The organism is Pseudarthrobacter sp. LT1, assembly GCF_035621795.1.
Taxonomy (GTDB): domain Bacteria; phylum Actinomycetota; class Actinomycetes; order Actinomycetales; family Micrococcaceae; genus Arthrobacter.
Map to the genome: position 1 here is coordinate 514,279 of NZ_CP141830.1, position 23,610 is coordinate 537,888.

Genomic DNA, 23,610 nt, shown 5'->3' on the forward strand with positions numbered 1-23,610 from the left:
ACCCTGGCGGCACAGCAGGACCACCAGCACCGACATACCAGCACCGACATACCAGCACTGAAAGGCGGGAGGAACACCATGCCCACCACGGCCACTGAAACAACCGCAGGCAACGAAACAGTCGAGGGCGCCGGCATCACCATCCAGGACCCGCGGACCGGTGAAGTGCTCTGGACGGTGCCCCAAGCGGGCCCGGACGCAGTGAATGATGCCGTGGACGTGGCCCGCAGGGCTGCGCCCGGCTGGGCTGCGACAGCTCCGGCCGAGCGCGGTGCCGCACTGCGCGCCGCCGCCAAGGCGCTGGACGCTGCCGCCCAGGAGCTCGCGGGGCTGAATGCCAGCGAAACCGGGCGCCCGGAGGCGGAGGCGCTCGCGGGCATCGCCGCCGCCGTGTCCACCCTGGAACAATATGCCGAACTGGGCCCGGTGCACCGCGGCCACAGCCTCCGCGGCAGCAGGCTCGCCTCCGACTACACGGTGGCCGAGCCGCGCGGCGTGGCCGTCCTGCTGACCCCGTGGAATGATCCGGTGGCAGTAGCCTGCGGCTTGATCGGGGCCGCGTTGGTGACGGGCAACGCGGTCATCCACAAGCCCAGCGAGCGCTGCCCCCGGCTGGGCGAGGCGCTGGGCGAAGTCCTGGCGCCGGCCTTCCCTGCCGGCGTCTTCCTGACCCTCTCCGGCGGCGCGGACGTGGGGGCAGCCCTGTCACAGGCGGAGGTGGACGTGATCGCCCACGTGGGTTCCAGCGCCTCCGGTGCCCGGATCGCGGAGGCGGGGGCCCGTACCGGCGCACATGTCATACGGGAAAACGGCGGCAATGATCCCCTGCTGGTGGACCGCGACGTGGACCCGGCGTGGGCTGCGGAGCAGGCAGCGATCGGCGCCTTCAGCAACAGCGGGCAGATCTGCACCGCCGTGGAACGCATCTACGTCCATAAAGACATCGCTGCCGCGTTCTGCAGCGCGCTGGAGGCCGAGGCCGCATTCCGGAACAGCAACGGATCCGTGGCGCCGCTGGTGGACCTCCGGATGCGGGACGCTGTCCACGGGCACGTCGCCGAGGCCCTGGGCCAGGGGGCCCGCGCCGTTGAGGGCGGGGCCCTGCCGGACGGGCCCGGCTCGTTCTACCCGGCCACCGTGCTCCTTGGCTGCACCGAAGGGATGCAGATCATGACAGAGGAAACCTTCGGACCGGTGGCTCCGGTCCAGGTGGTGGACACGTTCGACGACGGCCTGCGCCTGGCGTGCAGCGGCAAGTATGGCCTGGCAGCCACCGTCCTGAGCAGCAACATTGCGCACATCCAGCAGGCGGTGGCCGCGCTGCCGGTGGGAACGGTCAAGGTCAACGCGGTCTTTGGCGGTGCTCCAGGCGGGGCAGCCCAGCCCCGCGGGGAGAGCGGCGCCGGGTTCGGCTACGGGCCCGAGCTGCTGGACGAATTCACCCAGGTCAAGGTGGTCCACATCGCCGCGCCACCGGCGCCGGCGGACCCCGGCACGGGATCCGTCATCGATGAACAGGACCTGCCATGAGCACGTCCCCGGACTCCATTGACCTCTCCACCCAGCGGGCATTGTCCGACTGGCTGCCGGGCAGGCTGGCAGTGGAACAGCCGTCGATCCTGGTGATCGGCGACGTCATGCTCGATGGCTGGTGGAGCGGCAGCATCGAACGGCTGTGCCGCGAAGCCCCCGCACCCGTGGTGGACATCCAAACCCGGGAATCGGTTCCCGGCGGGGCGGCCAACACCGCCATGAACCTGGCGGCCCTGGGGGCGAAGGTGGCGGTGGCCGGCATTATCGGTACGGACGACGCCGGTGAGGACCTGCGCGGGCAGCTTGCCGCGGCGGGCATCGATGTCCAGCACCTGCAGTCCCATCCGGACATGGTTACCACCACCAAGATCCGCATCAGCAGCGGTGGCCAGGTGATGCTGCGCCTCGACGACTCGGCCAAGGCTGTCCCGGCCGACGCCCTGGACGCGCTCGCCGCCTCGGTGCGTGCCGCCGTCGAACACCGGGACGCTGTCCTGGTGTGCGACTACGGGACCGGGGTGGTGGCGGACCCCGTCCGCACGGCCATGGCCGATGTCCTGGGGAGCGGCGCTGCTGGAAAGGACCGGCCGCTGGTGGTGGTCGATGCCCACGACCCCCGGGCATGGGCTGGGCTGCAGCCTGACCTGGTGACTCCGAACGCGCAGGAAACGGCGCGGCTGCTGGACCGGAAGCTCCCGGAGGGACAGGCGCGGGTGGAAGCCGTGGCCGCCGAGGCGGAGGCGCTGCTCCAGGGCACCGGCTCACGCGCCGTAGTGGTCACTTTGGACCGGGACGGAACCGTCCTGCTGACTCCCGACGGCGTCCGGCACCGGACGTGGGCGCGGCCGGCTGCGGAGAAACAGGCATCCGGGGCGGGCGATACGTTTGTCGCTGCCCTGACGCTGGCCCGCGCGGCCGGCCTGCCGCTGACCGCCAGCCTGGACCTGGCCCAGTCGGCTGCCGACGTGGTGGTCCACCAGCCCGGCACATCAGTGTGCAGCACCGCCCAGCTCAGCCGGTACCTGGAAGCCTTCGCCGATACTGCCCTGAGTGCGGACGAACTGGAGCGGCAGATGGAACTGCACCGCGCCCAGGGCCAGCGGATCGTGCTGACCAACGGGTGCTTCGACGTCCTGCACAGCGGCCATACCCGGTACCTCAACCAGGCCAAGCAGCTGGGCGACATCCTGGTGGTGGCGCTGAACAGCGACGATTCCGTTCGCCGGCTCAAGGGGGACGGCCGGCCCATCAACAACATGGCAGACCGGGCAGCGGTGGTGGCGGCGTTGAGCTGCGTGGACTACGTCACGGTGTTCGATACCCCCACGGCGGCGCCGTTGATCCGCAGGCTCCGGCCCGAGGTGTACGCCAAGGGCGGGGACTACACCCCCGAAATGCTGGCGGAAACCCCCGCGGTGGAGGAGTACGGCGGCCGCGTGGCCATCCTGGACTACGTGGCGGAACGGTCCACCACCGCCGTGGTGAACCGGATCCGGGACGGCCAAGGGGCAGCCAGCCCTGCCACATAGGGCCCGCCAACCAGGGCCCGTCAACCAGGGCCTGTCACATAGGGTTGAAGCATGACTGAAGCGGAGCACGGGTAATGGGCAAACGCGGAAAGTCAGGAGGCAGGGCCGGCCGCCCGGCAGCCGGTGTGGTCGAGGTGCCCAGGGGATCCGTGGTGAACGGACCGGTGGAGGGCGTCTACTACATCGATACCGGCGACTGCGAGCTGATTGCCGACCAGGACAACTCCACCGGCTGGCTCCTGAAGATCAACGGCGTCATGAGCTCGCACATCGACCTCGCGGACCCCCTGTTCCTGGACTTCGAGTACATGCGGTGGATGGCGGCGCTCATCGAGTCCCGCTGGCCGCCGTCGGCCGCGCATAAACTGCGCGGGCTGCACCTGGGCGGCGGCGCCTGCTCCATGGCCCGCTACTTCTCCGCCGCCTACCCGGACGCACGCCAGGTGGTGGTGGAGCTGGACGGGAAGCTCGCCGAGTACGTGCGCGGCTGGTTCGACCTTCCCAAGGCACCCCTGCTGCGGATCCGTGTGGGGGAGGCCCGGGCCGTCACGGAAACCCTCACCGCCCAGACCCGGGACTTCATCATCCGCGACGTCTTTGCCGGCGCATTGACCCCCCGCCCGCTGACCACCGCCGAATTCACCGCGCATGCCAAGCGGGTCCTGGCCCCCGGCGGGCTTTATGTCGCCAATTCCGGGGACGCACCGGACCTGAAAAACGCCCGGGAGGACGCCGCCACCATCGCGGCGGCCTTCAAACACACCGTGATCATTGCCGATCCCGCCATGCTGAAGGGCCGGCGGTACGGAAACATGGTGATGGCCGGAAGTGACGTGCCCTTCGGCGATGATCCGCAGCTCCGGCGCCGGCTCCTCGGCGGGGCCGTCCCGGCACACCTGTGGGATGACGCGCAGGTGCGGGCATTCGCGGCCGGAGCGCCGGTCCGCCACGATTCACCCCCATCGATTGCTGAGTAATCGTCGTTTTCAGCGGTCAAAACGGCATTTACTCAGCAATCGACGGGCTAACCCTTGCCCAAAAGCGCGCCGCGGTGCTCGGCCATCCGTTCCCGGAGTGCCTGCACGACGGCGGCCACCGCGGGACGGCGCAGTGAGTCGGGGCGCAGGACCATCCAGTAGGGGAGCAGTTCGCCGATCTTGTCAGGCAGCAGGCGGACCAGGTCATCGTGGAGGTCGGCCATGAAGCACGGCAGGAACCCGACGCCCGCGCCGGCCCGGGTGGCCTCCACATGGACGAACACGTTGGTGGAGGTCAGCCCGTCCTTCATGGCGGGAACCAGCCGCCGCGGCGCGTCCAGGTCGTCCACCTGGAGCATCGAGTCCACGAAGTAGACCAGCGGGTGCCCATTCAGTTCTGCCACGGAGGCCGGCGTCCCGTGCTCCGCAAGGTAGGCGCGGGAGGCGTACATGCCCAGGCGGTATTCGCCGAGCCGGATGGCCTCCGCGCGGTGCACCTGCGGCTCGCCCACCACCACCTCGATGTCCAACCCGGACCGCTGCTGCAGCGCCCGGCGGGTCATGGTGACTACCTCCACGCTCAGGCCGGGGTGGTTCCGGCGCAGCCGCGCCACCGCCGGAGCGGCAATGTAGGCGCTGAAGCCATCCGTTGCGGTCATGCGCACGACGCCGGCAACCGGGTCGGGTGCCTGGCCGGCCGGTCCCAGCGTGCCCAGCACCGCCTCCACCTGTTCCGCAGCCCGCACGGCCCGATCGCCCAGCTCCGTCAGCTCCCAGCCACCCGCGGCGCGGGACAGCACCCGGCCGCCCAGCGACTTCTCAAGCGCGGCGATCCTGCGTGAGACCGTGGTGTGGTTCAAGCCCAGGGCCTGGGCCGCCGTCGTGAATCTGGCAGAGCGGGACACTGCCAGAAGGACCAGCAGGTCATCAGGATTCGCATTCATATCTGCAATTGTGCACACGTTGACTGCCTCTTTGGCCATTGAAGTGCATCCTTTGTGCAGCAATACTCATCTGAGTCACTTGTGCTGGAGATCACGGCGCGTGTCAATGTGGACACTAGGAGAAACAATGAGCGTAGAGCAGCGCCCGGCCAACAACGCCGGGCATGCACCCGAAGGATCAGGACTGAAGAGGATTGTTGCCGCCTCCATGGTGGGCACTGTTGTGGAATGGTACGAGTTCTTCCTCTACGCCACCGCTGCCACCCTGGTCTTCGGCAAGTACTTCTTTCCGTCAACGGGCAATGACCTGGACGGAATCATCCAGGCCTTCCTCACCTACGCCGTGGGCTTCATCGCCCGTCCCCTGGGCGGCATCGTGTTCGGCCAGATCGGTGACAAACTGGGCCGCAAGCCCACCCTGCAGCTCACCATCGTGATCATCGGCATCTCCACGTTCCTGATGGGCTGCCTGCCCGGCTTCGCCGACATCGGATACCTGGCCCCCGCGCTGCTGGTGGCCCTGCGCTTCATCCAGGGCTTCGCGCTCGGCGGCGAATGGGGCGGCGCCGTGCTCCTCGTGGCCGAACACAGCCCCAACAAGACCCGCGCCTTCTGGTCCAGCTGGCCCCAGGCCGCCGTCCCGGTGGGCAACCTCCTGGCCACCCTGGTGCTGTACATCATGTCCACCACCCTCAGCAGCGAGGCGTTCCTCGGCTGGGGCTGGCGGGTGGCGTTCTGGCTCTCCGCCGTAATCGTCTTCGTGGGCTACTACATCCGCACCAACGTCAGCGAGTCGCCCATCTTCCTCGAAGCCAAGGAACTGGTGGAGAAGGAACAGGCCGTCAGCTACGGCGTCTTCGAGGTCCTGCGCAAGTACCCCAAAGGCATCTTCCAGGCCATGGGCCTGCGGTTCGCGGAAAACATCATGTACTACCTGGTGGTCAGCTTCGCGATTGTGTACCTCAAGAGCGTGCACAAGTACGACACTTCATCGCTCCTGCTGGCGCTGCTGATCGCCCACGTGATCCACTTCGCCATCATTCCGCAGTACGGCCGCCTGGCGGACCGGATCGGCCGCAAGCCCGTCTACCTCGCGGGCGCCATCCTCGGTGCCACCTGGCCGTTCTTCGCCTTCCCGATGTTCGATACCCGGAACGCAGTGGTCATCGTCCTGGCAGTGACCATCGGCCTGTGCCTGCACGGCCTGATGTACGCGGGACAGCCGGCCATCATGGCCGAGATGTTCCCCACCCGCATGCGGTACTCGGGCGCATCCCTCGGCTCGCAGGTCACGTCCATCTTCGCCGGGTCCCTGGCTCCGTTGCTGGCCACCCAGTGGCTGAAGGACACCGGTTCGTGGGTGCCCACCGCCATTTACCTGGTAGTGGCCTGTGCCATCACCACCGTGGCCGTGCTAAGCCTGAAGGAAACCAAGGGCGTCGCCCTGGAGGATGTGGACAAGGAAGACGCAGCCCGCGAAGGCCTGCTGACCGCTGGACGGCGTTGAGCTGGCTGCCACTGGACTGATGGAGCCACTGGACCGTTTGGCCGCACAAGAGCGTTTGGCTGCACAAAAGGAGAACTGCAATGGATAACACGTTGAACGGACGCAAGGCGCTGGTCACCGGCGGCGCGAGCGGAATCGGCGCCGCGACCGTACGGGCACTTGCCGCACGGGGTGCGAAAGTGGTGGTGGCCGACGTCGATTCCTCCGCCGCGGAGAGCCTTGCCGCAGAGGTGGGCGGCACGGCCTGGGCCGTGGACCTGCTGGATGTCGACGCCCTGGCCGGGCTGAGCCTGGACTGCGACATCCTGGTGAACAATGCAGGAATCCAGCGCATCAGCCCCATCGAGGAGTTCGATCCTGCGGACTTCCGCCGGCTCATCAGCCTGATGCTGGAGGCGCCGTTCCTGCTGATCCGGGCCGCCCTGCCGCACATGTACGCCAACAAGTTCGGCCGCATCATCAACCTGTCCTCCGTGCACGGCCTCCGCGCATCTCCCTTCAAAAGCGCGTATGTCTCCGCCAAGCACGGTCTCGAAGGACTCAGCAAGGTGACCGCACTCGAAGGGGGTCCGCACGGTGTCACGTCGAACTGCGTCAACCCGGGATACGTGCGCACGCCCCTGGTGGAGAAGCAGCTCGCGGACCAGGCCAAGATGCACGGAATCCCGGAGTCCGAGGTTCTGGCCAAGGTGATGCTCACCGAAGCCGCCATCAAGCGCCTGGTGGAACCGGACGAGGTAGCCTCCCTGGTGGCCTGGCTGGCCTCCCCGGACGCCGGCATGGTCACCGGTGCCAGCTACACCATGGACGGCGGCTGGTCCGCCCGCTAGGACATCAGTCCAGGGGTCTGACCAGCCGGTGGTCGAAAAAGAAGACGCCGTACGGGGTCTTCACTCCCACTGACCGGCGGTCCTGCCACACGACGACCCCTTCGCGCCTGCCGCTGAAGGGGTCGTCGCCTATCACGGTGTCCCCCACCCGATAGGGGCAGCGGGGGCTGAAGACAGTCAGGGTCCGGCCCCACGCCCCTGAAAGGGCAGCCCCGAGACTGACGGGCCGGCCCATGCCGGCAAGATCCTGTACGTAGTCCTTGGCCATGCGACCAACTCCTCCGGGCGGCAGCCCGCCGCCTGCTAACGGTGCTGGTTGGCGGAACGCTCCCAGCAGAGGATGGTCCTCCCATTCCGGCCGCCACCGTACGCCCACGCTATGCGCTATTCACACCAGCCACACCAGTAACAGGTACTCGAGTTTCGGTGCCGGTACTACTTGGCCTTTCCGGTCCCGTTGATGATCTCGTCGGCGTTGTCGAACGCCCACGCCACCAGCGGCACCAGCAGCGCGCTCAACTCGTAGCCCCGCTCGGTAAGGCTGTAGTCCACCCGTGGAGGGATGACCGGCTGTGCGTTCCTGCTGACCAAACCGTCGCGTTCCAGCGTCTTCAGCGTCTGTGCCAGCATTTTCTCGCTGATGCCCTCGGCCCGCCGTCGTAAGTCACTCCACCGCTGCTCACCCTCGGACAGTGCCACCAGGATCAGGACGCCCCATTTGCTGGTGACATGGTCCAGCACGGTCCGGCTGGGGCAGCCGGCCGCGAACACGCCGTCGGCAAATGCGGGAGGCAGGGGAGATGCTTTCATGGCCCCAGCTTACCTGGAGGTCAGTACCTTACTTCAAAGTGCGTACTCTCTTTCGGGAAGTTATCTGCCGCCGGGTCGGTTGTGCCCACTGACAGAGTAAAAGTTCCCGAAAGGAATCATTGTGAGCATCGTTGTTACAGGCGCCACCGGCCAGCTTGGCCGCCACGTTCTTGAAGCCCTCCTGGAACGCGGCGTGCCGGCCGAAGAAATCGTCGCAGCAGGCCGGTCCGTTGAAAAGCTCGCTGACTTCGCTGCACGCGGGGTTCAGGTGAAGGCGATGGATTACGCCGACGCCGCTTCAGTCCAGGCCGCCCTTGCGGGTGCCAAGCGCGTGCTGCTGATCTCCGGCAGCGAAGTGGGACAGCGGGTGGACCAGCACCGCACGGTCATCGAAGCCGCCAAGGCCGAGGGCGTAGAGCTGCTTGCCTACACCAGCATCGCCAACGCTGACACCACCGGCATGAAGCTGGCCAACGAGCACAAGGCCACCGAGGCGCTGCTGCGTGAATCGGGTGTTCCCTTCGTCCTGCTGCGCAACGGCTGGTACCTCGAAAACTACACGGATCAGCTTCCCGGAACCCTCGCGCAGGGCGCCGTCGCAGGAAGCGCCGGTGACGGTAAGGTCAGTGGCGCCTCACGGGCCGACTATGCCCATGCAGCTGCCGCTGTCCTGGAGGCCAACGACCAGGCCGGCAAAGTCTACGAACTGGGCGGCGACGACGCGTTCAGCATGGCCGACCTCGCATCGGAGATCAGCGCTGCCACCGGAAAGTCCATCAGCTACAACGACCTGCCCGCGGGGGAGTACGCAGGCCTGCTCGCGTCCGTGGGCGTACCGGAGGCTTTCGCTGAAATCCTTGCGGACTCCGACCTTGGCATTGCGCGCGGCGATCTCCTGGTCAGCACCGGCGACCTCCGCCGGCTGATCGGGCGCCCGACGACGTCCCTCGGCCAGGCGGTACGGGCCGCCGCTGCTGCCGCTTAGGACGGCGGAAGGACAAAGGTGCCCGGCCCCATTGGGCCGGGCACCTTTTTTGTTGTGCTTGCCGGGGCGCGGCGTTATTCGCTGGTTAGGCGCCGCCCGCGGTCAGGACATAGCGTGGCATCACTTCACGAGGTCGTTGGTGTACGTATCGGCCAGCTTGATCTCCTTGTTTCCGACGTCCGGGTTGGCTACCTGCTGGGTCTTCAGGACTGCCTGGACGCCGTCGTCGGTGAATGTGCCGTCCTTGCTCAGGGTCTTCTTGAGGTCCTCGATCACCTTGGCATAGAGGTCCTTGTCTCCGCCGGCGAAGCTTTCCGGCATCTTGGCCGCGATTTCGGCGCCCGAATGCCCGTTGATGTACTCCAGGGTCCGCTTGATGGCCTTGGCCAGCTTGGCGGCGGTGTCCTTGTTCTGGTTCAGCCACTCGGTCTTGGCGTAAAGGCAGGCGGAAGGCCAGGAATCGGTGGCGAATACTTCCTTCAGGCCCTCCGACGTGCGGACGTCCTCCAGCACTACGGGATTGTGGCCGATGCGCTTGGTGAGTACTGACACGTCCGGTTCGAGCATCACGGCTGCATCCACCTGGCCCTGCTCGACAGCGGCGACGGCGGAAGACCCGGCGCCGATGGCGGACACGGCTGCATCAGTCTGTTGCATGTTGTTCTTCGCCAGCAGGAACTTCACGAACATGTCCGTGGAGGAGCCCGGAGCCGTGACGCCGACGTTTTTGCCCTTTAGGTCGGCAATGGATTTGATCTGGCCTTCATTCTTCGGGGCCACCAGCAGCGCAAGGCCCGAGGACTGGCCCATGTCCACGAACGCCTTGATCTGCTGGTTCTTGGCCTGCATCTGGATGGTGTGCTCGTAATACCCGCTGGTTACGTTGGTGCTGCCGCCAATCATGGCGGTCAGGGCCTTGGAGCCGCCTTGGAGGTCCTGAAGCTCAACGTCCACGCCCTCATCCTTGTAGTACCCAAGTTGCTGGGCCAGGGTGGTCGGCAGGTAGGTCAGGAGGGTCTGTCCGCCGACGCCGATGACCACCTTGCCGCCCCCGCCGCCGGCAGCGGCGGATCCGCTTTGTCCGGGAGGGGCGGCCGCGGGGGCGCCACAGGCGGAGAGCGCCAGGGCAACCGACGCAATCAGGGCCAGTGGCCGGAGGAGGACCCGGCCACGGCGCCGGGTTGCTTTCTGTGTCATGAGTGTCCCTTTCAGGCGGGTTGTTGAGTTTCTGCGCCGGTAAAGCAGCTGTTGTCCGGTCGGGGTCAGGAAGACCGGACCGGGCGCCACCTGAGCAGGTGCCGTTCCAGGCGGTTGACGAGGAGGTCGATGATCAGCACGACGATCATGAGGATGAACATCCCCGCGAACACGCCCCTGGTATCGAATACGCCCTGCGCCTGTGCGATGGCGTATCCCACACCGCCCGAAGCGCCCAGGTACTCACCCACCACTGCGCCGGTAATGGCGAAGCCGACGCTGATATGCAGGCTGGAGAAGATCCAGGTCAGTGCACTCGGAATGAAGACGTGGCGCAGGAGCTGCTTTTCGCTGGCCCCCAGCATCCTGGCGTTGTCCACCAGGACCCGGTCCACGCTCTTGACGCCTTCCAGGGTGTTGAAGAAGACGATGAAAAACACCAGGGTGAAGCCGAATGCGACCTTGGACCAGATGCCAAGGCCGAACCACAGCAGGAAGATCGGAGCCAGGACCACGCGGGGGAGCGCGTTGAACATCTGGAGGAAGGGGTCCAGCAACCGTTCAAGGAAGCGGACGCGGGCGAGGATGAAGCCCAGGAGGAGTCCGACGGCGGCCCCGACCAGGAAGGCGAGGATGGCTTCCTGCATGGTCACCCAGAGATGGGGGAACACGAACCCTGAGGAGACCCAGAGCCACACGGTCTGGAAGATGTCCGAGGGAAGGGGGAAGAAGAATTCGTCAATCACCCCGGCCCGGCCCAGGACCTCCCACGCTCCCAGGACGAGAACCGTGAGGAGGAGTTGGATGCTCCGCATGGCCAGGGGCGACATTTCGCCCCGGCGGGCGGGGCGGCTGACCGGGCTGCGGTCATGGGTGCTGCCGGGTGAGCCGTTCCCGCGGGAACCCGGCCTCCGTGAACCGAGGATGGTCATGCTGCCTCACCTTCCTCCGCCATGGCGCTTTCGTAGGTCTTTGAGACTTCGATTTTCAGGCGGCCCCAGATCTCCCGGTGGAGGGCAACGAAGCGCGGGTCATCTCGGATGTCCAGCAGGTCGCGGGGGCGGGGAATGTCGATCTGGTAGCTTCCCACCACGGTGCTCCCGGGGCCTGCGCCCAGGATGAGCACTTCGTCGGACAAGGCAATCGCTTCGTCGAGGTCGTGGGTAATGAAGACCACCGCCTTGCCGGATTCCTGCCAAAGCTGCAGGAGTTCGTTTTCCATGATTTGGCGGGTCTGGACGTCGAGGGCAGAAAACGGCTCGTCCATGAGGAGGATGTCCGGGTTTACGATCCAGGCCTGGGCGATGGCGGTGCGCTTGCGCATCCCGCCGCTGAGCTGGTGCGGATAGCGGTCCGCAAAGTTCTTGAGGCCCACCTTTTCGAGCCAGCGCCGGGATTCCGAGTGGGCCTCGGCCTTGGAGACGCCGGCCATGGTCAGGCCCAGGCTGACGTTGTCGATGACGGTTTTCCACGGCAGCAGGGCGTCCTGCTGGAACATGTAGGACGCCCGGCGGTTCACTCCCGACACCGGTTCGCCGAAGCTCTTGACCTCGCCGAAGCTGGGTGTCAGAAGGCCTGCAGCCATGTTCAGGATGGTGGACTTTCCTGATCCGGTCGGGCCAACGATCGAGACGAAGCGGCCGGGTTCAACCTTTAGGTCGATGTCGCGGACTGCGAAGTAGGTCTCGCCTCCGGAGGTTGGAAATTGTTTGGTGCACCCGGTGAGCTCCACGGCATATCCGGACGTGGCTGGCTGTGCAGCTGGCATCTTTGCCTCTTCCCGGCCAACTCCGGCCGCTTGTTTCCCCCTGCTGGTTCACGCTCTCGGAACGATGATGGTGCATCGGTCCGCGTCCGGAGTCCCGTGTACGGACTCCGTTTGTACTACTCATCAGCAGAACTGGCCTGCCACATCGTGGGTTCTCCATCATGATGTGGACCTGATGCTAACAGTTACTTCGGTCACACTCAACGCCCCCACGGCTCATACACTTTCCCCATGAGCTCCAGCGAAACGTCGGCCACGCCCCTGTTGGTCCTGCGAAAGATCACTGCCATCCTCGATGCCTTTTCCCTCGTCCGGCCCGAGTTGTCGCTGGCTGAGATCCGTTCCAGCACGGGGGTGCCGCACTCCACGGTGCAGCGCCTGGTGGCGAACATGGTGCAGGAAGGGATCCTGGACCGGCACGGGGACCGTTACCGGGTGGGGGTGCGGATGGCCCACTGGGCGGCGCCGGCAACCCAGGGCCTGGATTTCCTGGAACTGCTGACCCCCGTGCTGCGGAGGCTTCGTGACGAACTGGGTGAGACGGCCTGCATCTTCCGCGAATCCCAGGGAAAGCGCGTCTGCATTGCCTTGGCCGAGACCCGCCGCATGCTCCGGCGGGCGGTGAGCGTGGGTGAAATCATGCCGCTGCACGTGGGTGCGGCGGGCCGGGTCCTGCTGGCCTGGAACCCGGAAGTTGCGGATGAGGTGTACCGGTCGGGCCTGGCGTCCCTGACCGACCAGACCATTACCGATGCCGCGAGCCTGGAGGAATCCGTTGCGAAAGTCCGGGCAGATGGTTTCGCCATCACTACCGGTGAGCGCGTGTCCGGCGCCAGCGGAATCTCAGCTCCGATTTTCGGGCCGCAGGGTGAACTCTTCGGGGCCCTGACGGTGATGGGTCCTGCGCTGAGGATGCCCTTCGATGTCTGTGCCTCCTGGGTGGAACAGGTGCTGGCGGCCGCCGAGGAGGGCACCCGGATGATCGGCGGCACCATCCCCCAGTAGAACCGGTTCTCGGATCCCTCTATCCACATTGTGAATTTGGGTCCACAATATGAGTTGTCGTGCCAACGATGCTTCGCGATCCACGGCAGGCCGGGCAACGCGGCCCGGGCACCGGCTGCCGGCAGAACAGGAGTCCCAAAGATGGTGGAAACTTCACAGAGCGCGCCCACTGGCGGCGTGCGCCGTGGTCAGCACACAGACTTCGGACCTGGCGCCCGAGAGTGGGCCGGCCCCGGCGCTGCACCTGCCCTCGGTGCCGTGGGAACGGCCGGCGGGCCGCTCGCCGGCGTGCGGGTCCTGGAGCTCGGCTCACTGATCGCGGGCCCGTTTGCAGGACGGCAGCTCGCAGACTTCGGTGCGGAGGTTATCAAGATCGAGTCCCCTGACCGTCCCGACCCCATGCGTGAATGGGGCCGGGCCCGGATCCACGGCCACACCCTGTGGTGGTCGGTGCAGTCCAGGGGGAAGAAATGCGTGACTCTGGACCTCAAGTCGGCCCGCGGACGTGATCTGTTCCTGGAACTCTGCAGGGAAGCCGACGTCATCCTGGAGAACTTCCGCCCTGGAACACTCGAGAAACTCGGGCTCGCCCCCGAGGTGCTGTGGCAAAGCAACCCGGGCCTGGTCATCGCCAGGGTTTCCGGCTACGGCCAGACCGGACCGGATGCGAATAAGCCGGGCTACGCTTCCGTGGCCGAGGCCCGCGGCGGCCTGCGCCACCTCAATGGATATCCGGACCAGGCACCGCCACGGACGGGCATCTCGCTGGGGGACAGCCTGGCGTCGCTCTACGCGCTGCAGGGAATCCTGCTTGCCCTGTACTGGCGGGACGCCAAGGGAGGGACGGGGCAGGTTGTGGACGTGTCCCTCGTAGAGGCCTGCTTCTCCCTTTTGGAAAGTGCCGTTCCCGACTACGCGGCTGCGGGCGTTGTGCCGGGTCCCAGCGGTTCCGGTCTGAAGGGGATAGCGCCGTCGAATATCTTCCGCTCCAGCGACGGAAAGTGGGTGGTGATCGCTGCCAACCAGGACTCGGTGTTCGTGCGGCTGGCTGCCGCAATGGGCAGCCCGGAGCTGGCTTCCGACCCCCTCTACAGCAACCACGCATCCCGGGGTGTCAACCAGGAGGCGTTGGAACAACTGATCGCCGAATGGGCCGCCGGCTTCGACCACTCGGAACTGGTGGCGTGCCTTGATCGGCACGCTGTTCCCAACAGCACTGTGAGTACCATCGAGGACATCTTCGAAGACCCCCAGCTTCGGGCGCGCGGGATGCTGGTGGAAGTTGCCGACGAACAGTTGGGAACGGTGGTCCAGCCAGGCGTCATCCCCAAGCTATCCCGGACCAGCGGGGGCATTGCATGGAACGGGCCGCTGGCGCCCGGCTCCCACAACAGCGACGTCTACGGGGGTCTGCTCAACATGGATGTCGAAGAACTGCAGCATGCCAAGGACGAGGGTGCCATCTGATGAACGGAATGACGGGAACCGGTACTCCCGGGGGAGCAGTCTCAATCGTGGACGTCAGTCCCCGGGACGGGCTGCAGAATGAAAAAGTTCCGGTCAGCACCCGCGACAAGCTGCGCCTTATCAACGATCTGATTGCCCTGGGCGCCAGGCGGATTGAGGCGGTGAGCTTCGTAAACCCCAAAAAGGTTCCGCAAATGGCCGATGCCGATGCCGTCATGGCGGGGGTGCCGCGGGACGCCGGTGCCAGCTACATCGGTCTGGTGCTGAACACCCGGGGCGCCTACCGGGCGGTGGATGCGGGGGTGGACGAGATCAACTATGTCCTGCCGGTGACCGATGCCTTTGCAGCGGCCAACCAGAACACGACGGTCGCCGCCGCCCTTGATGCCCTGGAGGAAGTATCCGGAATCGCTGCCTCGGCGGCCATCCCGCTCACCGTCACAGCCGCCGTCGCCTTTGGCTGCCCGTACCAGGGCGACGTGCCCGGGGAACAGGCTCTTTCGGTCGTCCGGAGCGCCCTGCAACGAGGCCAGCTGGCCGAGGTTGCCTTGGCGGACACCATCGGCTGCGCCGTCCCCTGGCAGGTCAACGGGGTCTTTGCCGCCCTGGCGTCTGAAACGGATATGCCGCTGCGGGCCCACCTGCACGAGACGCGCCACACTGCGTTGGCGAATACCTATGCCGCCATGGCGGCCGGGGTCAAGGTCTTCGACAGTGCCGTGGGCGGCCTGGGCGGTTGCCCCTTCGCCCCCGGCGCGGCCGGCAATGTTTCCACGGAGGACCTGGCATGGATGCTGGAGCGGGCAGGGTTTTCCACCTCGATTGATCCGCTGGCTGCGACCGAGCTGGGCCGCTGGATCTGCGCCAAGGTGGAGACCGCGCCGCGCTCGGGGCTGGCCGGCGCGGGAGTGTTCCCCAAGGCCGCGTAGGCGCCGGGGAACACTCCGCACCGAACTCCCGAACGGCGGCTATCGGCGTCTTTTCCTAGCCCCGGCTGCTCCGGGCGGCAGCCTCCATCCCGCCGTCCCTGGCGACCACCGGCAGCGGCGAGGTTTCGTCCTCAAGGTGGGCCCGCCGTCGTCCGTCACCCTTGATCCACAGCCGGTACGCCAGGACCAGCAGCCCCAGCCACACGGCGCCCACGTACAGTGCGATCCGGGTGTCCTCGAACGCGCCCAGCACGGCGATCACCAGCGCCATGAAAGCGATGGTGAGGACAGAGGCGGCAGGCCACCACGGGGAGGGGAATTCCGACGCCGGCAGACCCTTCCGCGCGATTTCCCGCTTCATGGCCACGTGGGACGCCAGGATCATCACCCACACCCAGACGGTGGCGAAGGTGGCGATGGAGGCAATAACGAGGAACACGTCTTCCGGGGTGACGGCGTTGAGGACCACGCCCACCAGCAGGATCCCGGCCATCATGACCACGGTCATCCAGGGGACGCCGTGCCGCGAGACCTTCCCGAAGGCTGCGGGCGCGTGGCCCTGGTTGGAGAGTCCGAAGAGGATGCGGCCGGCACCGAAGATGTCGCTGTTGATGGCCGACAGCGCCGCCGTGATGACCACCGCGTTGAGGATGTGCGGTGCGGCCGGGATGCCCAGGCTGCTGAAGATCTGGACGAACGGGCTGCCGCTGGTGCCCACCTGGTCCCACGGGAAGAGACTCATCAGGACGCCCAGGGTGAGGACATAGAACAGCAGCACCCGCACCGGCACCGTGTTGACGGCCTTGGGGATGACCTTCTTGGGATCTGCTGCCTCGCCGGCCGTGATCCCCAGCGTCTCGATCCCGCCGAAGGCGAACATCACTACCGCGAAGGATGCCAACAGGCCTTCGAAGCCGTTGGGGAACAGCCCTCCGTGCCCAACAAGGTTGCCCAGTCCGGGCACCACGGTGGAGTCCGCGGCCTGGAAGCCGAAAACAATGATGGCGGCGCCGCCGGCGATCATGGCGATAATGGCTGCCACCTTGATCAGCGAGAACCAGAACTCCAGCTCGCCGAAGACCTTGACGCTGAGCAGGTTAAGCGCGGCCAGGAAGCAGATGACGGCCAGGATCCAGATCCAGCGGTCCACCTGCGGGAACCAGAAGCCCATATAGATGCTGAATGCGGTGACATCGGCGATGGCTACGATCGCCATCTCGAACACGTACGTCCAGCCGGTCACGAAGCCGGCCAGGGGTCCAAGGTAGCGGCTCGCGTACTGGCTGAAGGACCCGGATACCGGGTGCCGCACCGCCATCTCGCCGAGGGCCCGCATCACCATGAACACTGCGGCGCCGCCGATGATGTATGCCAGCAGGACGGCCGGTCCTGCTTTCTGGATCGCCGAAGCGGAACCGTAGAAGAGGCCCGTACCGATGGCCGAGCCCAGGGCCATGAAGCGGATGTGCCGGACATTGAGGCCCCTGTTAAGGACTTGTCCGACGACGGCTGCCGGTTTTTGCGTTTCCACCGGACTTTGGGTCCGGGTTGGGGTGGGTTGCATAGAGTTACCTTCTCGTCTTTGGGAGGGGAGCCGCTAACCAGCAGACCATTTCCGGCCCGTTCGTGATGAGGCTCACGGAGGCTTGGTGTCTTCGGTTCCAGACTGTGGGCAGTGAGATGCGTTCGACGGCGGCACGCGGATTGACGCGCTGAGGCACCATCCGCTGCAGAGGGCCTGGCGGCCGGCAGCCCCCGGCGTGAATGTCAGTGGGTCGATGGATGATGTGGTTATGGGAATCAGCGGTGGTCTTGGGGCGGTGTTGGAGGGTGTCCGCGCCTCTGTTGCTGCCCTTGATGCGCTGGAGAAAGAGGACGCTTTCCTGGCTTCCGGGGCTCATGGTGGTGCCGGTGTGGATATTGGTGCGGGTACGGATGTGTTGCAGCGGCGGTATGGGATCCGGTTGGAGCGGCTGGAGCTTATGGCTCGGCTGGAAGCGCAACTGGCTGCGGTGAAAGCGGAGACCGCTGCTGAGGCAGTGGAGTTCCAGCAAGCGATGACGCCGCCGGACGCATCGATCCAGGACCGCACTTACGCGGACATGTCGGTGGTGGAGGAGATCGCCGGGGTGCTGACTATCAGCTCCGCGGCCGCGGGCGCGTTGGTGGAGCAGTCACGGCGCATCTGTTCCCTGCCGCTGGTGTTCGATGCACTGTCCGCCGGGGACATGTCGTGGCAGCACGCCCGCATCATTGCGGACGAGACCGAAGGCCTCACCCCGGAGGGCGCGCTGGCGTTGGTGGCGCATTTCTTCGACCCGGCTGCACCCCAGCCCGCCCGCGGCGCCGCCCCGGGTGAGCTCATTCCGTGCCGGTTTCGGGCCAAGGTCCGTGGGTGGCGGGAGCGCCATCATCCGGAATTGATCCAGAAGCGCCATGTAAAGGGTGTGGCGGACCGGCGGATGGAATACATCCCCGACCGGGACGGCATGGCCTGGGTCTCGCTCTACCTGCCAGGGGATACCGCGTGCGCGATCTGGAACCGGACCACCGCCACGGCCCGCGGACTCCAGGGCCCCGACGAAGAGCGCACCCTCACCCAGCTGCGCCCCGATATCGCCGCCATCCTCCTCCTCGGAGCCGGGCAGATGGCGGGCGAGGGGTCCACCGGCACCGCCCCGGGCACGCAGGGTGTCACCGGGATCGGGAAGCTCCCTGCGCCGCGGGCTGATGTCCTAGTGATGGTGCCGGCATTCGCCCTCCTCGGAGCGACCGACGAACCCGCCGTACTGGATGGCTTCGGCCCGATCCCGGCCTCCATGGCACGGAAACTGGTCGCCGACGGGGCGGAATCGTTCTACCGGGTCCTGGTCGACCCCAGGGACGGGGCACCGCTGGAGATCGGCCGGAAATACTACCGGCTCACGGAGGCCATCAAACGGTGGGTCAGGCTGCGCGATGCCAAGTGCACCTTCCCCGGCTGCACCAACCGCACCCCCGACAACGAAACCGACCACCTACAAGCGTGGCAACACGGCGGCACCACCAACGTCAGCAACCTGGCCCAACTCTGCCCCAAACATCACCGGCTCAAACATCACAGCCAATGGACACCGGACCCGGCCAACAAGAATGAACCACCCGGCTGGACCTCACCAACAGGCAGGCACTACAACCCAGAACACCCCGACCCCGAACCAACCCACTGGCCACAACGGCTCCTGGCGTTGTTCGGCGACGCCTCGGAACGGGAGACTTCAGCCGGGGCACTGGAGTGGCCGGACGGGTACGTGCCCGAACACTTTGGCATGCTCCAGGAATTGGATGTGCCTGATGATCCTGGTCCCTCCGAAACTGAACTGGCGGCTGACCCTTTCCCTGAATGGTCTCTGTTCCTGGACTTTGAGGACCTGGAAGCGCCGGTTCTCTCGGGCTGAGCGTGCCGAGTCCCGGGAGCGTTTGTCTGGTATTTCAGACGATAAGGTTCAAAATGAGTCGCTCAAGGCTCCCGGAAGGACGCAAGCTTAAGTACGGGATACCGGACAGAGCTAGCCAGAAAGACACTTCCACTTCATGAGCACTGCACTAAGCGCCGCAACACCAAACGCCGAAGCCCAGGCTCCCCGGGTGTCCGCAAAGGCGTCGTCCAAGGTTCCCGCCGCAGAAAACACCTTGCGCATCCTCAAGTTGCTGGCTTCCAGACGGGGGCCGATGGCGGCGTCGCAGATTGCCTCCAGCCTGGACCTGCCCCGCTCCAGCGTGTACCACCTGCTGGGGGTGATGGAGGCGAATGGCTTCGTCCTTCATCTCCACGAGGAGCAGCGCTACGGCCTTGGCATCAGCGCCTTCGAACTCAGCTCCGCCTACTCCCGGCAGGAACCGCTGTCCAGGCTGGGCCGTCCCCTGCTCGCCAGCCTGGTGGACGCGATCGGCGAGAGCGCCCACCTTGCCGTGCTCCATGGCCGGGACGTGCTGTACATCGTCGAGGAACGGGCCAAGAACCGCCCGTCCCTGGTGACCGACGTCGGCGTCCGCCTTCCCAGTCACCTCACGGCCAGCGGCCGCGCCATCCTTGCCGCCCTGCCCAAGTCCCAGGTTCGTGCGCTCTACCCCAACGCCGCCGCCTTCAGCGCGCGGCACGAGGTGGCGGGTGCCATCATGAAGTACTCGGCGCTTTCCTCGCACCTGGACCAGGTCAGGCAACGCGGGTATGCCACCGAGCACGGCGAAGTGACCCCGGGCTTCGGTTCCATCGCCGCCGCCGTCACCGACCACCTGGGCTGGCCCACTGCCGCTGTCGCGGTCACCTTCCTGGAAGACAGGTTGGCCCCGGAGGAATGGCCGGCGCTGGCAGCCCGGGTCCAGAAGGTGGCTGATGAGCTCTCGGTCCGGATCCACGGACGCCCCACCAAGTAAAAGCTGTCAACCATGAACCCTGGCAGCAGGCCTCGGGCGCGTCTGGCATCCCGGACAGCACCCATGCAAAAGCCCTGTGAAGCCCTTCCTGGAGGGGCTTTAGTGGATACAGAACTTCTTTCCTCCGTCAGACACACCACCCAGAAGGAGCCCACCATGGCACCCGCCGATTTCACCACCGGTGCCCGCCCGGTCAAAGCAGCCCGCGGCACCGAGCTCACCGCCAAGTCCTGGCAGACCGAAGCGCCCCTGCGCATGCTGATGAACAACCTGGACCCCGAAGTGGCAGAACGCCCCGATGACCTGGTGGTCTACGGCGGCACCGGCCGCGCCGTCCGCTCCTGGGCCGCCTTCGATGCCATCACCCGCACCCTGCAGACCATGGAAAAGGACGAAACCCTCCTGGTCCAGTCCGGCAAGCCCGTGGGCGTGTTCCGCACCAACGAGTGGGCGCCCCGCGTGCTGCTGGCCAACTCCAACCTCGTCGGCGACTGGGCCACCTGGCCCGAATTCCGCCGGCTCGAGGCCGAAGGCCTCATGATGTACGGCCAGATGACCGCCGGCTCCTGGATCTACATCGGTACCCAGGGCATCCTGCAGGGAACCTTTGAAACCTTCGCCGCGATTGCCCGGAAGCTCACCGGCGACGAAAACGGCACCCTCGCCGGCACCCTGACCCTGACCGGCGGCTGCGGCGGCATGGGCGGCGCCCAGCCGCTGGCCGTCACCCTGAACGAGGGCGCCTGCCTGATCGTCGATGTCGACGAATCCCGCCTGCGCCGCCGCGCCGGCAAGCGCTACCTGGATGAGGTGGAAACCGACCTCGACGCCGCCATCGCCAAGGTGCTCAAGGCCAAGGAGGAGCGCCGCGGCTGGTCCGTGGGCTACGTGGGCAACGCGGCCGAGGTCTTCCCCGAAATCCTGCGCCGCCACAATGCGGGCGAGCTCACCGTGGACATCGTCACGGACCAGACCTCGGCACACGATCCGCTGTCCTACCTGCCCGAGGGCATCACGGTGGACGAGTGGCACCGCGAGGCTGCAGCGGATCCGGAAGGCTTCACCAAGAAGGCCCAGGCCTCCATGGCCCGCCACGTGCAGGCCATGGTGGAATTTCAGGACGCCGGTGCCGAGGTCTTCGACTACGGCAACTCCATCCGCGACGAGGCCCGCAAGGGCGGGTACGAGCGAGCCTTCGCGTTCCCCGGCTTCGTTCCCGCCTACATCCGGCCGCTCTTCTGCGAAGGCCTGGGCCCGTTCCGCTGGGTGGCCCTCTCCGGCGACCCCGAGGACATCCGCGTCACGGACGAGGCCATCAAGGAGCTGTTCCCCGAGAACAAGCACCTGCACCGCTGGATCGACGCAGCCCAGGAACGGGTGGAATTCGAAGGCCTGCCGGCCCGCATCTGCTGGCTTGGCTACGGCGAACGCGCCAAGGCCGGTCTCCTGTTCAACCAACTCGTGAAGGAAGGCAAGGTCAAGGCGCCCATCGTGATCGGCCGCGACCACCTGGACTCCGGCTCCGTGGCCTCCCCGTACCGCGAAACCGAGGCCATGGCCGACGGCTCCGACGCCATTGCCGACTGGCCCATGCTGAACGCCCTCCTGAACACGGCCTCCGGCGCCACCTGGGTCTCCCTGCACCACGGCGGCGGCGTGGGCATCGGCCGCTCCATCCATGCCGGCCAGGTCTCCGTCGCCGACGGCACCGACCTCGCCGCCGAAAAGCTCGAACGCCTCCTGACGAACGACCCCGGCATGGGCGTGATCCGCCACGCCGACGCCGGCTACGAGCGCGCACTCGACGTTGCCAAGGAACGCGGCGTCAGGATCCCCATGCAGGAAACCGGAACCGAAAACAGCTGACCCGGCCAAACCCCGCATCGATTGCTCCGTAACTGCCGTTTTGAGCCTCCAAAAGGACCGTTACGGAGCAGTCGATGAAACAACCCAAGGAACTTAAATTGACCACGATTACCCACGAAGCGCTCACTGTCACCCTCGGGTCCGTCGGCGTCACGCCCCAGGACGTTCTCGCCGTCGCGCGCCAGGAGGCAAAGGTCACCATCGCACCCGAAGCCCTGGAAACCGTGGCCAAGGTCCGCGCCCACATCGACAGCCTGGCCTCCAGCGACACCCCGGCCTACGGCATCTCCACCGGCTTCGGCGCCCTGGCCAACCGCCACATCCCCAACGAGCTGCGTACCCAGCTGCAGAAGTCGCTGATCCGCAGCCATGCGGCAGGCATGGGCCCGGCAGTGGAGCGGGAAGTGGTGCGCGGCATCATGTTCCTGCGCGCCAAGACCCTGGCGTCCGGCCGCACCGGCGTCCGCCCCGTGGTCCTGCAGACCATGGTGGACGTCCTCAACGCCGGGATCACCCCGGTGGTCCGCGAGTTCGGTTCGCTGGGCTGCTCCGGCGACCTCGCGCCGCTGTCGCACTGCGCCCTGGTCCTGATGGGCGAGGGGGAAGCGGAAGGGCCCGACGGCGTCACGTACGGCGGGCGCGGCGAGCGGCCCGTCGCCGAGCTGCTTGCAGAGCACGGCATAGAGCCCGTCACCCTCGCTGAAAAGGAAGGGCTGGCGCTGGTGAACGGCACCGAGGGCATGCTGGGCATGCTCCTCATGGCCATCGCGGACCTGCGCCAGCTGCTGGCGACGGCGGACATCACCGCCGCGATGAGCGTCGAGGCGCTGCTGGGCACCGACCAGGTGTTCCTGCCCGAGCTGCACGCCGCGCTGCGGCCGCACCCGGGCCAGGCGGCCAGCGCGGACAACATGCTGCGCGTGCTCTCGGATTCGCCCATTGTGGCCTCCCACAAGGTGGGCGACTCCAGGGTCCAGGACGCCTACTCCCTGCGCTGCGCCCCGCAAGTGGCCGGTGCCGTCCGCGACACCGTGGACCACGCCGAACTGGTGGCAACCCGGGAACTGGCGGCAGCCATCGACAACCCCGTGGTACTTCCCGACGGCCGCGTCAGCTCCAACGGCAACTTCCACGGCGCACCCGTGGCGTACGTCCTGGACTACCTCGCCATCGCCGTCGCCGACCTCGGCTCCATCGCCGAACGCCGCACCGACCGGATGCTCGATCCTGCCCGTTCGCACGGCCTCCCGGCGTTCCTCGCTGCCGACCCGGGGGTGGACTCCGGCCTGATGATCGCCCAGTACACCCAGGCCGGCCTGGTCTCCGACAACAAGCGGCTGGCCGTTCCGGCATCCGTGGACTCGATCCCGAGCTCCGCCATGCAGGAGGACCACGTGTCCATGGGCTGGCACGCGGCGCGGAAGCTGCGCAAAGCCGTGGAGAACCTCCGCCGCGTGCTGGCCATCGAACTGGTGACGTCGGCGCGCGCGTTGGACATCCGCACGCAGCTCTCAGGTGGCGTGCTGACGCCGGGGCCTGCAGGCTCCGCTGTTGTGGCTGCCCTGCGGGCAGTGGTGGAGGGGCCGGGGACAGATCATTTCCTGTCCCCGGAACTGGAGGCGGCTGACCGGCTGGTCGCTTCAGGTGAGGTGCTTCGCGCGGCGGAATCCGCCGTCGGGCCGCTCACCTGACACCGAAGAATCTTCAGCGCCTGCACGGCTTCTGTCCGAAGGGCGGAATTTCCGGCGCCGCGGCCCACCGCGGCGCCGGGAGTGTAGTAGAACTGAAGGTGTAGTGAAAGTCACATCAAAGAGGCTGTGGCGGCAGAACGATACAAAGGGGTAGAA

The 23,610-nt window shown here is 66.6% G+C and carries 20 protein-coding genes; 13 read left to right on the plus strand and 7 right to left on the minus strand.

Annotated elements, in window-relative coordinates:
* Positions 1-78: 78 nt before the first annotated feature.
* From VIK36_RS02505 to VIK36_RS02515, 3 genes are all read left to right on the plus strand, one after another.
* Positions 79-1,530 (plus strand): aldehyde dehydrogenase family protein, encoded by a 1,452-nt coding sequence (locus VIK36_RS02505; protein WP_324643956.1) that lies wholly within the window; start codon positions 79-81, stop codon positions 1,528-1,530.
* A complete protein-coding gene (rfaE2, locus tag VIK36_RS02510) occupies positions 1,527-3,062 on the plus strand; it encodes a D-glycero-beta-D-manno-heptose 1-phosphate adenylyltransferase (RefSeq protein ID WP_324643957.1) in 1,536 nt (511 codons plus the stop codon). The genes VIK36_RS02505 and rfaE2 overlap by 4 nt, the downstream gene beginning before the upstream one ends.
* Before the next feature lie 74 nt (positions 3,063-3,136).
* The gene (locus VIK36_RS02515; protein WP_324643958.1) at positions 3,137-4,039 is read left to right on the plus strand and encodes a fused MFS/spermidine synthase; all 903 of its coding nucleotides are present in this window, start codon (positions 3,137-3,139) and stop codon (positions 4,037-4,039) included.
* Between the two features lie 47 nt (positions 4,040-4,086).
* Here VIK36_RS02515 and VIK36_RS02520 read toward each other — a convergent pair whose 3' ends face one another.
* Positions 4,087-4,983: a LysR family transcriptional regulator gene (locus VIK36_RS02520; protein WP_324643959.1), complete on the minus strand. Its 897-nt coding sequence runs from the start codon at positions 4,981-4,983 to the stop codon at positions 4,087-4,089.
* 127 nt (positions 4,984-5,110) lie between these two features.
* On the opposite strand from VIK36_RS02520, the gene VIK36_RS02525 reads away from it, so the two are divergent.
* Together VIK36_RS02525 and VIK36_RS02530 are read left to right on the plus strand one after the other, a co-directional pair.
* Complete coding sequence (locus VIK36_RS02525) at positions 5,111-6,490, plus strand: MFS transporter (protein WP_324643960.1); 1,380 nt, start codon at positions 5,111-5,113, stop codon at positions 6,488-6,490.
* An 80-nt stretch (positions 6,491-6,570) separates the two neighbouring features.
* Positions 6,571-7,320 carry a 3-hydroxybutyrate dehydrogenase gene (locus tag VIK36_RS02530; protein WP_324643961.1) on the plus strand — a complete coding sequence of 250 codons (750 nt, stop codon included), beginning with the start codon at positions 6,571-6,573 and terminating at the stop codon, positions 7,318-7,320.
* 4 nt (positions 7,321-7,324) lie between these two features.
* On the opposite strand, the gene VIK36_RS02535 is transcribed toward VIK36_RS02530, so the two are convergent.
* Together VIK36_RS02535 and VIK36_RS02540 are read right to left on the minus strand one after the other, a co-directional pair.
* Complete coding sequence (locus tag VIK36_RS02535; RefSeq protein WP_324643962.1) at positions 7,325-7,588, minus strand: hypothetical protein; 264 nt, start codon at positions 7,586-7,588, stop codon at positions 7,325-7,327.
* Between the two features lie 167 nt (positions 7,589-7,755).
* Positions 7,756-8,130 carry a helix-turn-helix domain-containing protein gene (locus tag VIK36_RS02540; RefSeq protein ID WP_324643963.1) on the minus strand — a complete coding sequence of 125 codons (375 nt, stop codon included), beginning with the start codon at positions 8,128-8,130 and terminating at the stop codon, positions 7,756-7,758.
* Positions 8,131-8,251: 121 nt separating this feature from the next.
* Between VIK36_RS02540 and VIK36_RS02545 the strand changes: the two genes are divergently transcribed.
* On the plus strand, positions 8,252-9,115 hold the full coding sequence (locus tag VIK36_RS02545; RefSeq protein ID WP_324643964.1) for an SDR family oxidoreductase: 864 nt from the start codon (positions 8,252-8,254) through the stop codon (positions 9,113-9,115).
* Between the two features lie 120 nt (positions 9,116-9,235).
* Here VIK36_RS02545 and VIK36_RS02550 read toward each other — a convergent pair whose 3' ends face one another.
* The 3 genes from VIK36_RS02550 to VIK36_RS02560 all read right to left on the minus strand — a co-directional run bounded on the left by VIK36_RS02550 (position 9,236) and on the right by VIK36_RS02560 (position 12,080).
* Positions 9,236-10,312 carry an ABC transporter substrate-binding protein gene (locus VIK36_RS02550; protein ID WP_255174245.1) on the minus strand — a complete coding sequence of 359 codons (1,077 nt, stop codon included), beginning with the start codon at positions 10,310-10,312 and terminating at the stop codon, positions 9,236-9,238.
* A 65-nt stretch (positions 10,313-10,377) separates the two neighbouring features.
* Complete coding sequence (locus VIK36_RS02555) at positions 10,378-11,244, minus strand: ABC transporter permease (RefSeq protein WP_255174246.1); 867 nt, start codon at positions 11,242-11,244, stop codon at positions 10,378-10,380.
* Positions 11,241-12,080, minus strand: coding sequence for an ABC transporter ATP-binding protein (locus VIK36_RS02560; RefSeq protein WP_255174247.1), 840 nt, complete (start codon positions 12,078-12,080; stop codon positions 11,241-11,243). The genes VIK36_RS02555 and VIK36_RS02560 overlap by 4 nt, the downstream gene beginning before the upstream one ends.
* A gap of 231 nt (positions 12,081-12,311) precedes the next feature.
* Between VIK36_RS02560 and VIK36_RS02565 the strand changes: the two genes are divergently transcribed.
* From VIK36_RS02565 to VIK36_RS02575, 3 genes are all read left to right on the plus strand, one after another.
* Positions 12,312-13,085 (plus strand): IclR family transcriptional regulator, encoded by a 774-nt coding sequence (locus VIK36_RS02565; RefSeq protein WP_224024622.1) that lies wholly within the window; start codon positions 12,312-12,314, stop codon positions 13,083-13,085.
* 141 nt (positions 13,086-13,226) lie between these two features.
* The gene (locus VIK36_RS02570; RefSeq protein ID WP_255174248.1) at positions 13,227-14,552 is read left to right on the plus strand and encodes a CaiB/BaiF CoA transferase family protein; all 1,326 of its coding nucleotides are present in this window, start codon (positions 13,227-13,229) and stop codon (positions 14,550-14,552) included.
* Entirely contained in the window at positions 14,552-15,481 is a 930-nt protein-coding gene (locus tag VIK36_RS02575; protein WP_255174249.1) for a hydroxymethylglutaryl-CoA lyase, read from the plus strand. The genes VIK36_RS02570 and VIK36_RS02575 overlap by 1 nt, the downstream gene beginning before the upstream one ends.
* A 55-nt stretch (positions 15,482-15,536) precedes the next feature.
* Here VIK36_RS02575 and VIK36_RS02580 read toward each other — a convergent pair whose 3' ends face one another.
* Positions 15,537-17,045 (minus strand): amino acid permease, encoded by a 1,509-nt coding sequence (locus tag VIK36_RS02580; RefSeq protein WP_324643965.1) that lies wholly within the window; start codon positions 17,043-17,045, stop codon positions 15,537-15,539.
* Between the two features lie 229 nt (positions 17,046-17,274).
* On the opposite strand from VIK36_RS02580, the gene VIK36_RS02585 reads away from it, so the two are divergent.
* The 4 genes from VIK36_RS02585 (at position 17,275) to hutH (ending at position 23,454) form a co-directional block, all read left to right on the plus strand.
* Positions 17,275-18,918, plus strand: coding sequence for an HNH endonuclease signature motif containing protein (locus VIK36_RS02585; RefSeq protein ID WP_324643966.1), 1,644 nt, complete (start codon positions 17,275-17,277; stop codon positions 18,916-18,918).
* A 136-nt stretch (positions 18,919-19,054) separates the two neighbouring features.
* On the plus strand, positions 19,055-19,897 hold the full coding sequence (locus tag VIK36_RS02590) for an IclR family transcriptional regulator (RefSeq protein ID WP_324643967.1): 843 nt from the start codon (positions 19,055-19,057) through the stop codon (positions 19,895-19,897).
* A 156-nt stretch (positions 19,898-20,053) separates the two neighbouring features.
* Positions 20,054-21,763, plus strand: a complete 1,710-nt coding sequence (hutU, locus tag VIK36_RS02595) for a urocanate hydratase (protein WP_255174253.1) — start codon at positions 20,054-20,056, stop codon at positions 21,761-21,763.
* Positions 21,764-21,861: 98 nt separating this feature from the next.
* Positions 21,862-23,454 (plus strand): histidine ammonia-lyase, encoded by a 1,593-nt coding sequence (gene hutH, locus VIK36_RS02600; RefSeq protein ID WP_324643968.1) that lies wholly within the window; start codon positions 21,862-21,864, stop codon positions 23,452-23,454.
* Positions 23,455-23,610 lie beyond the last annotated feature (156 nt).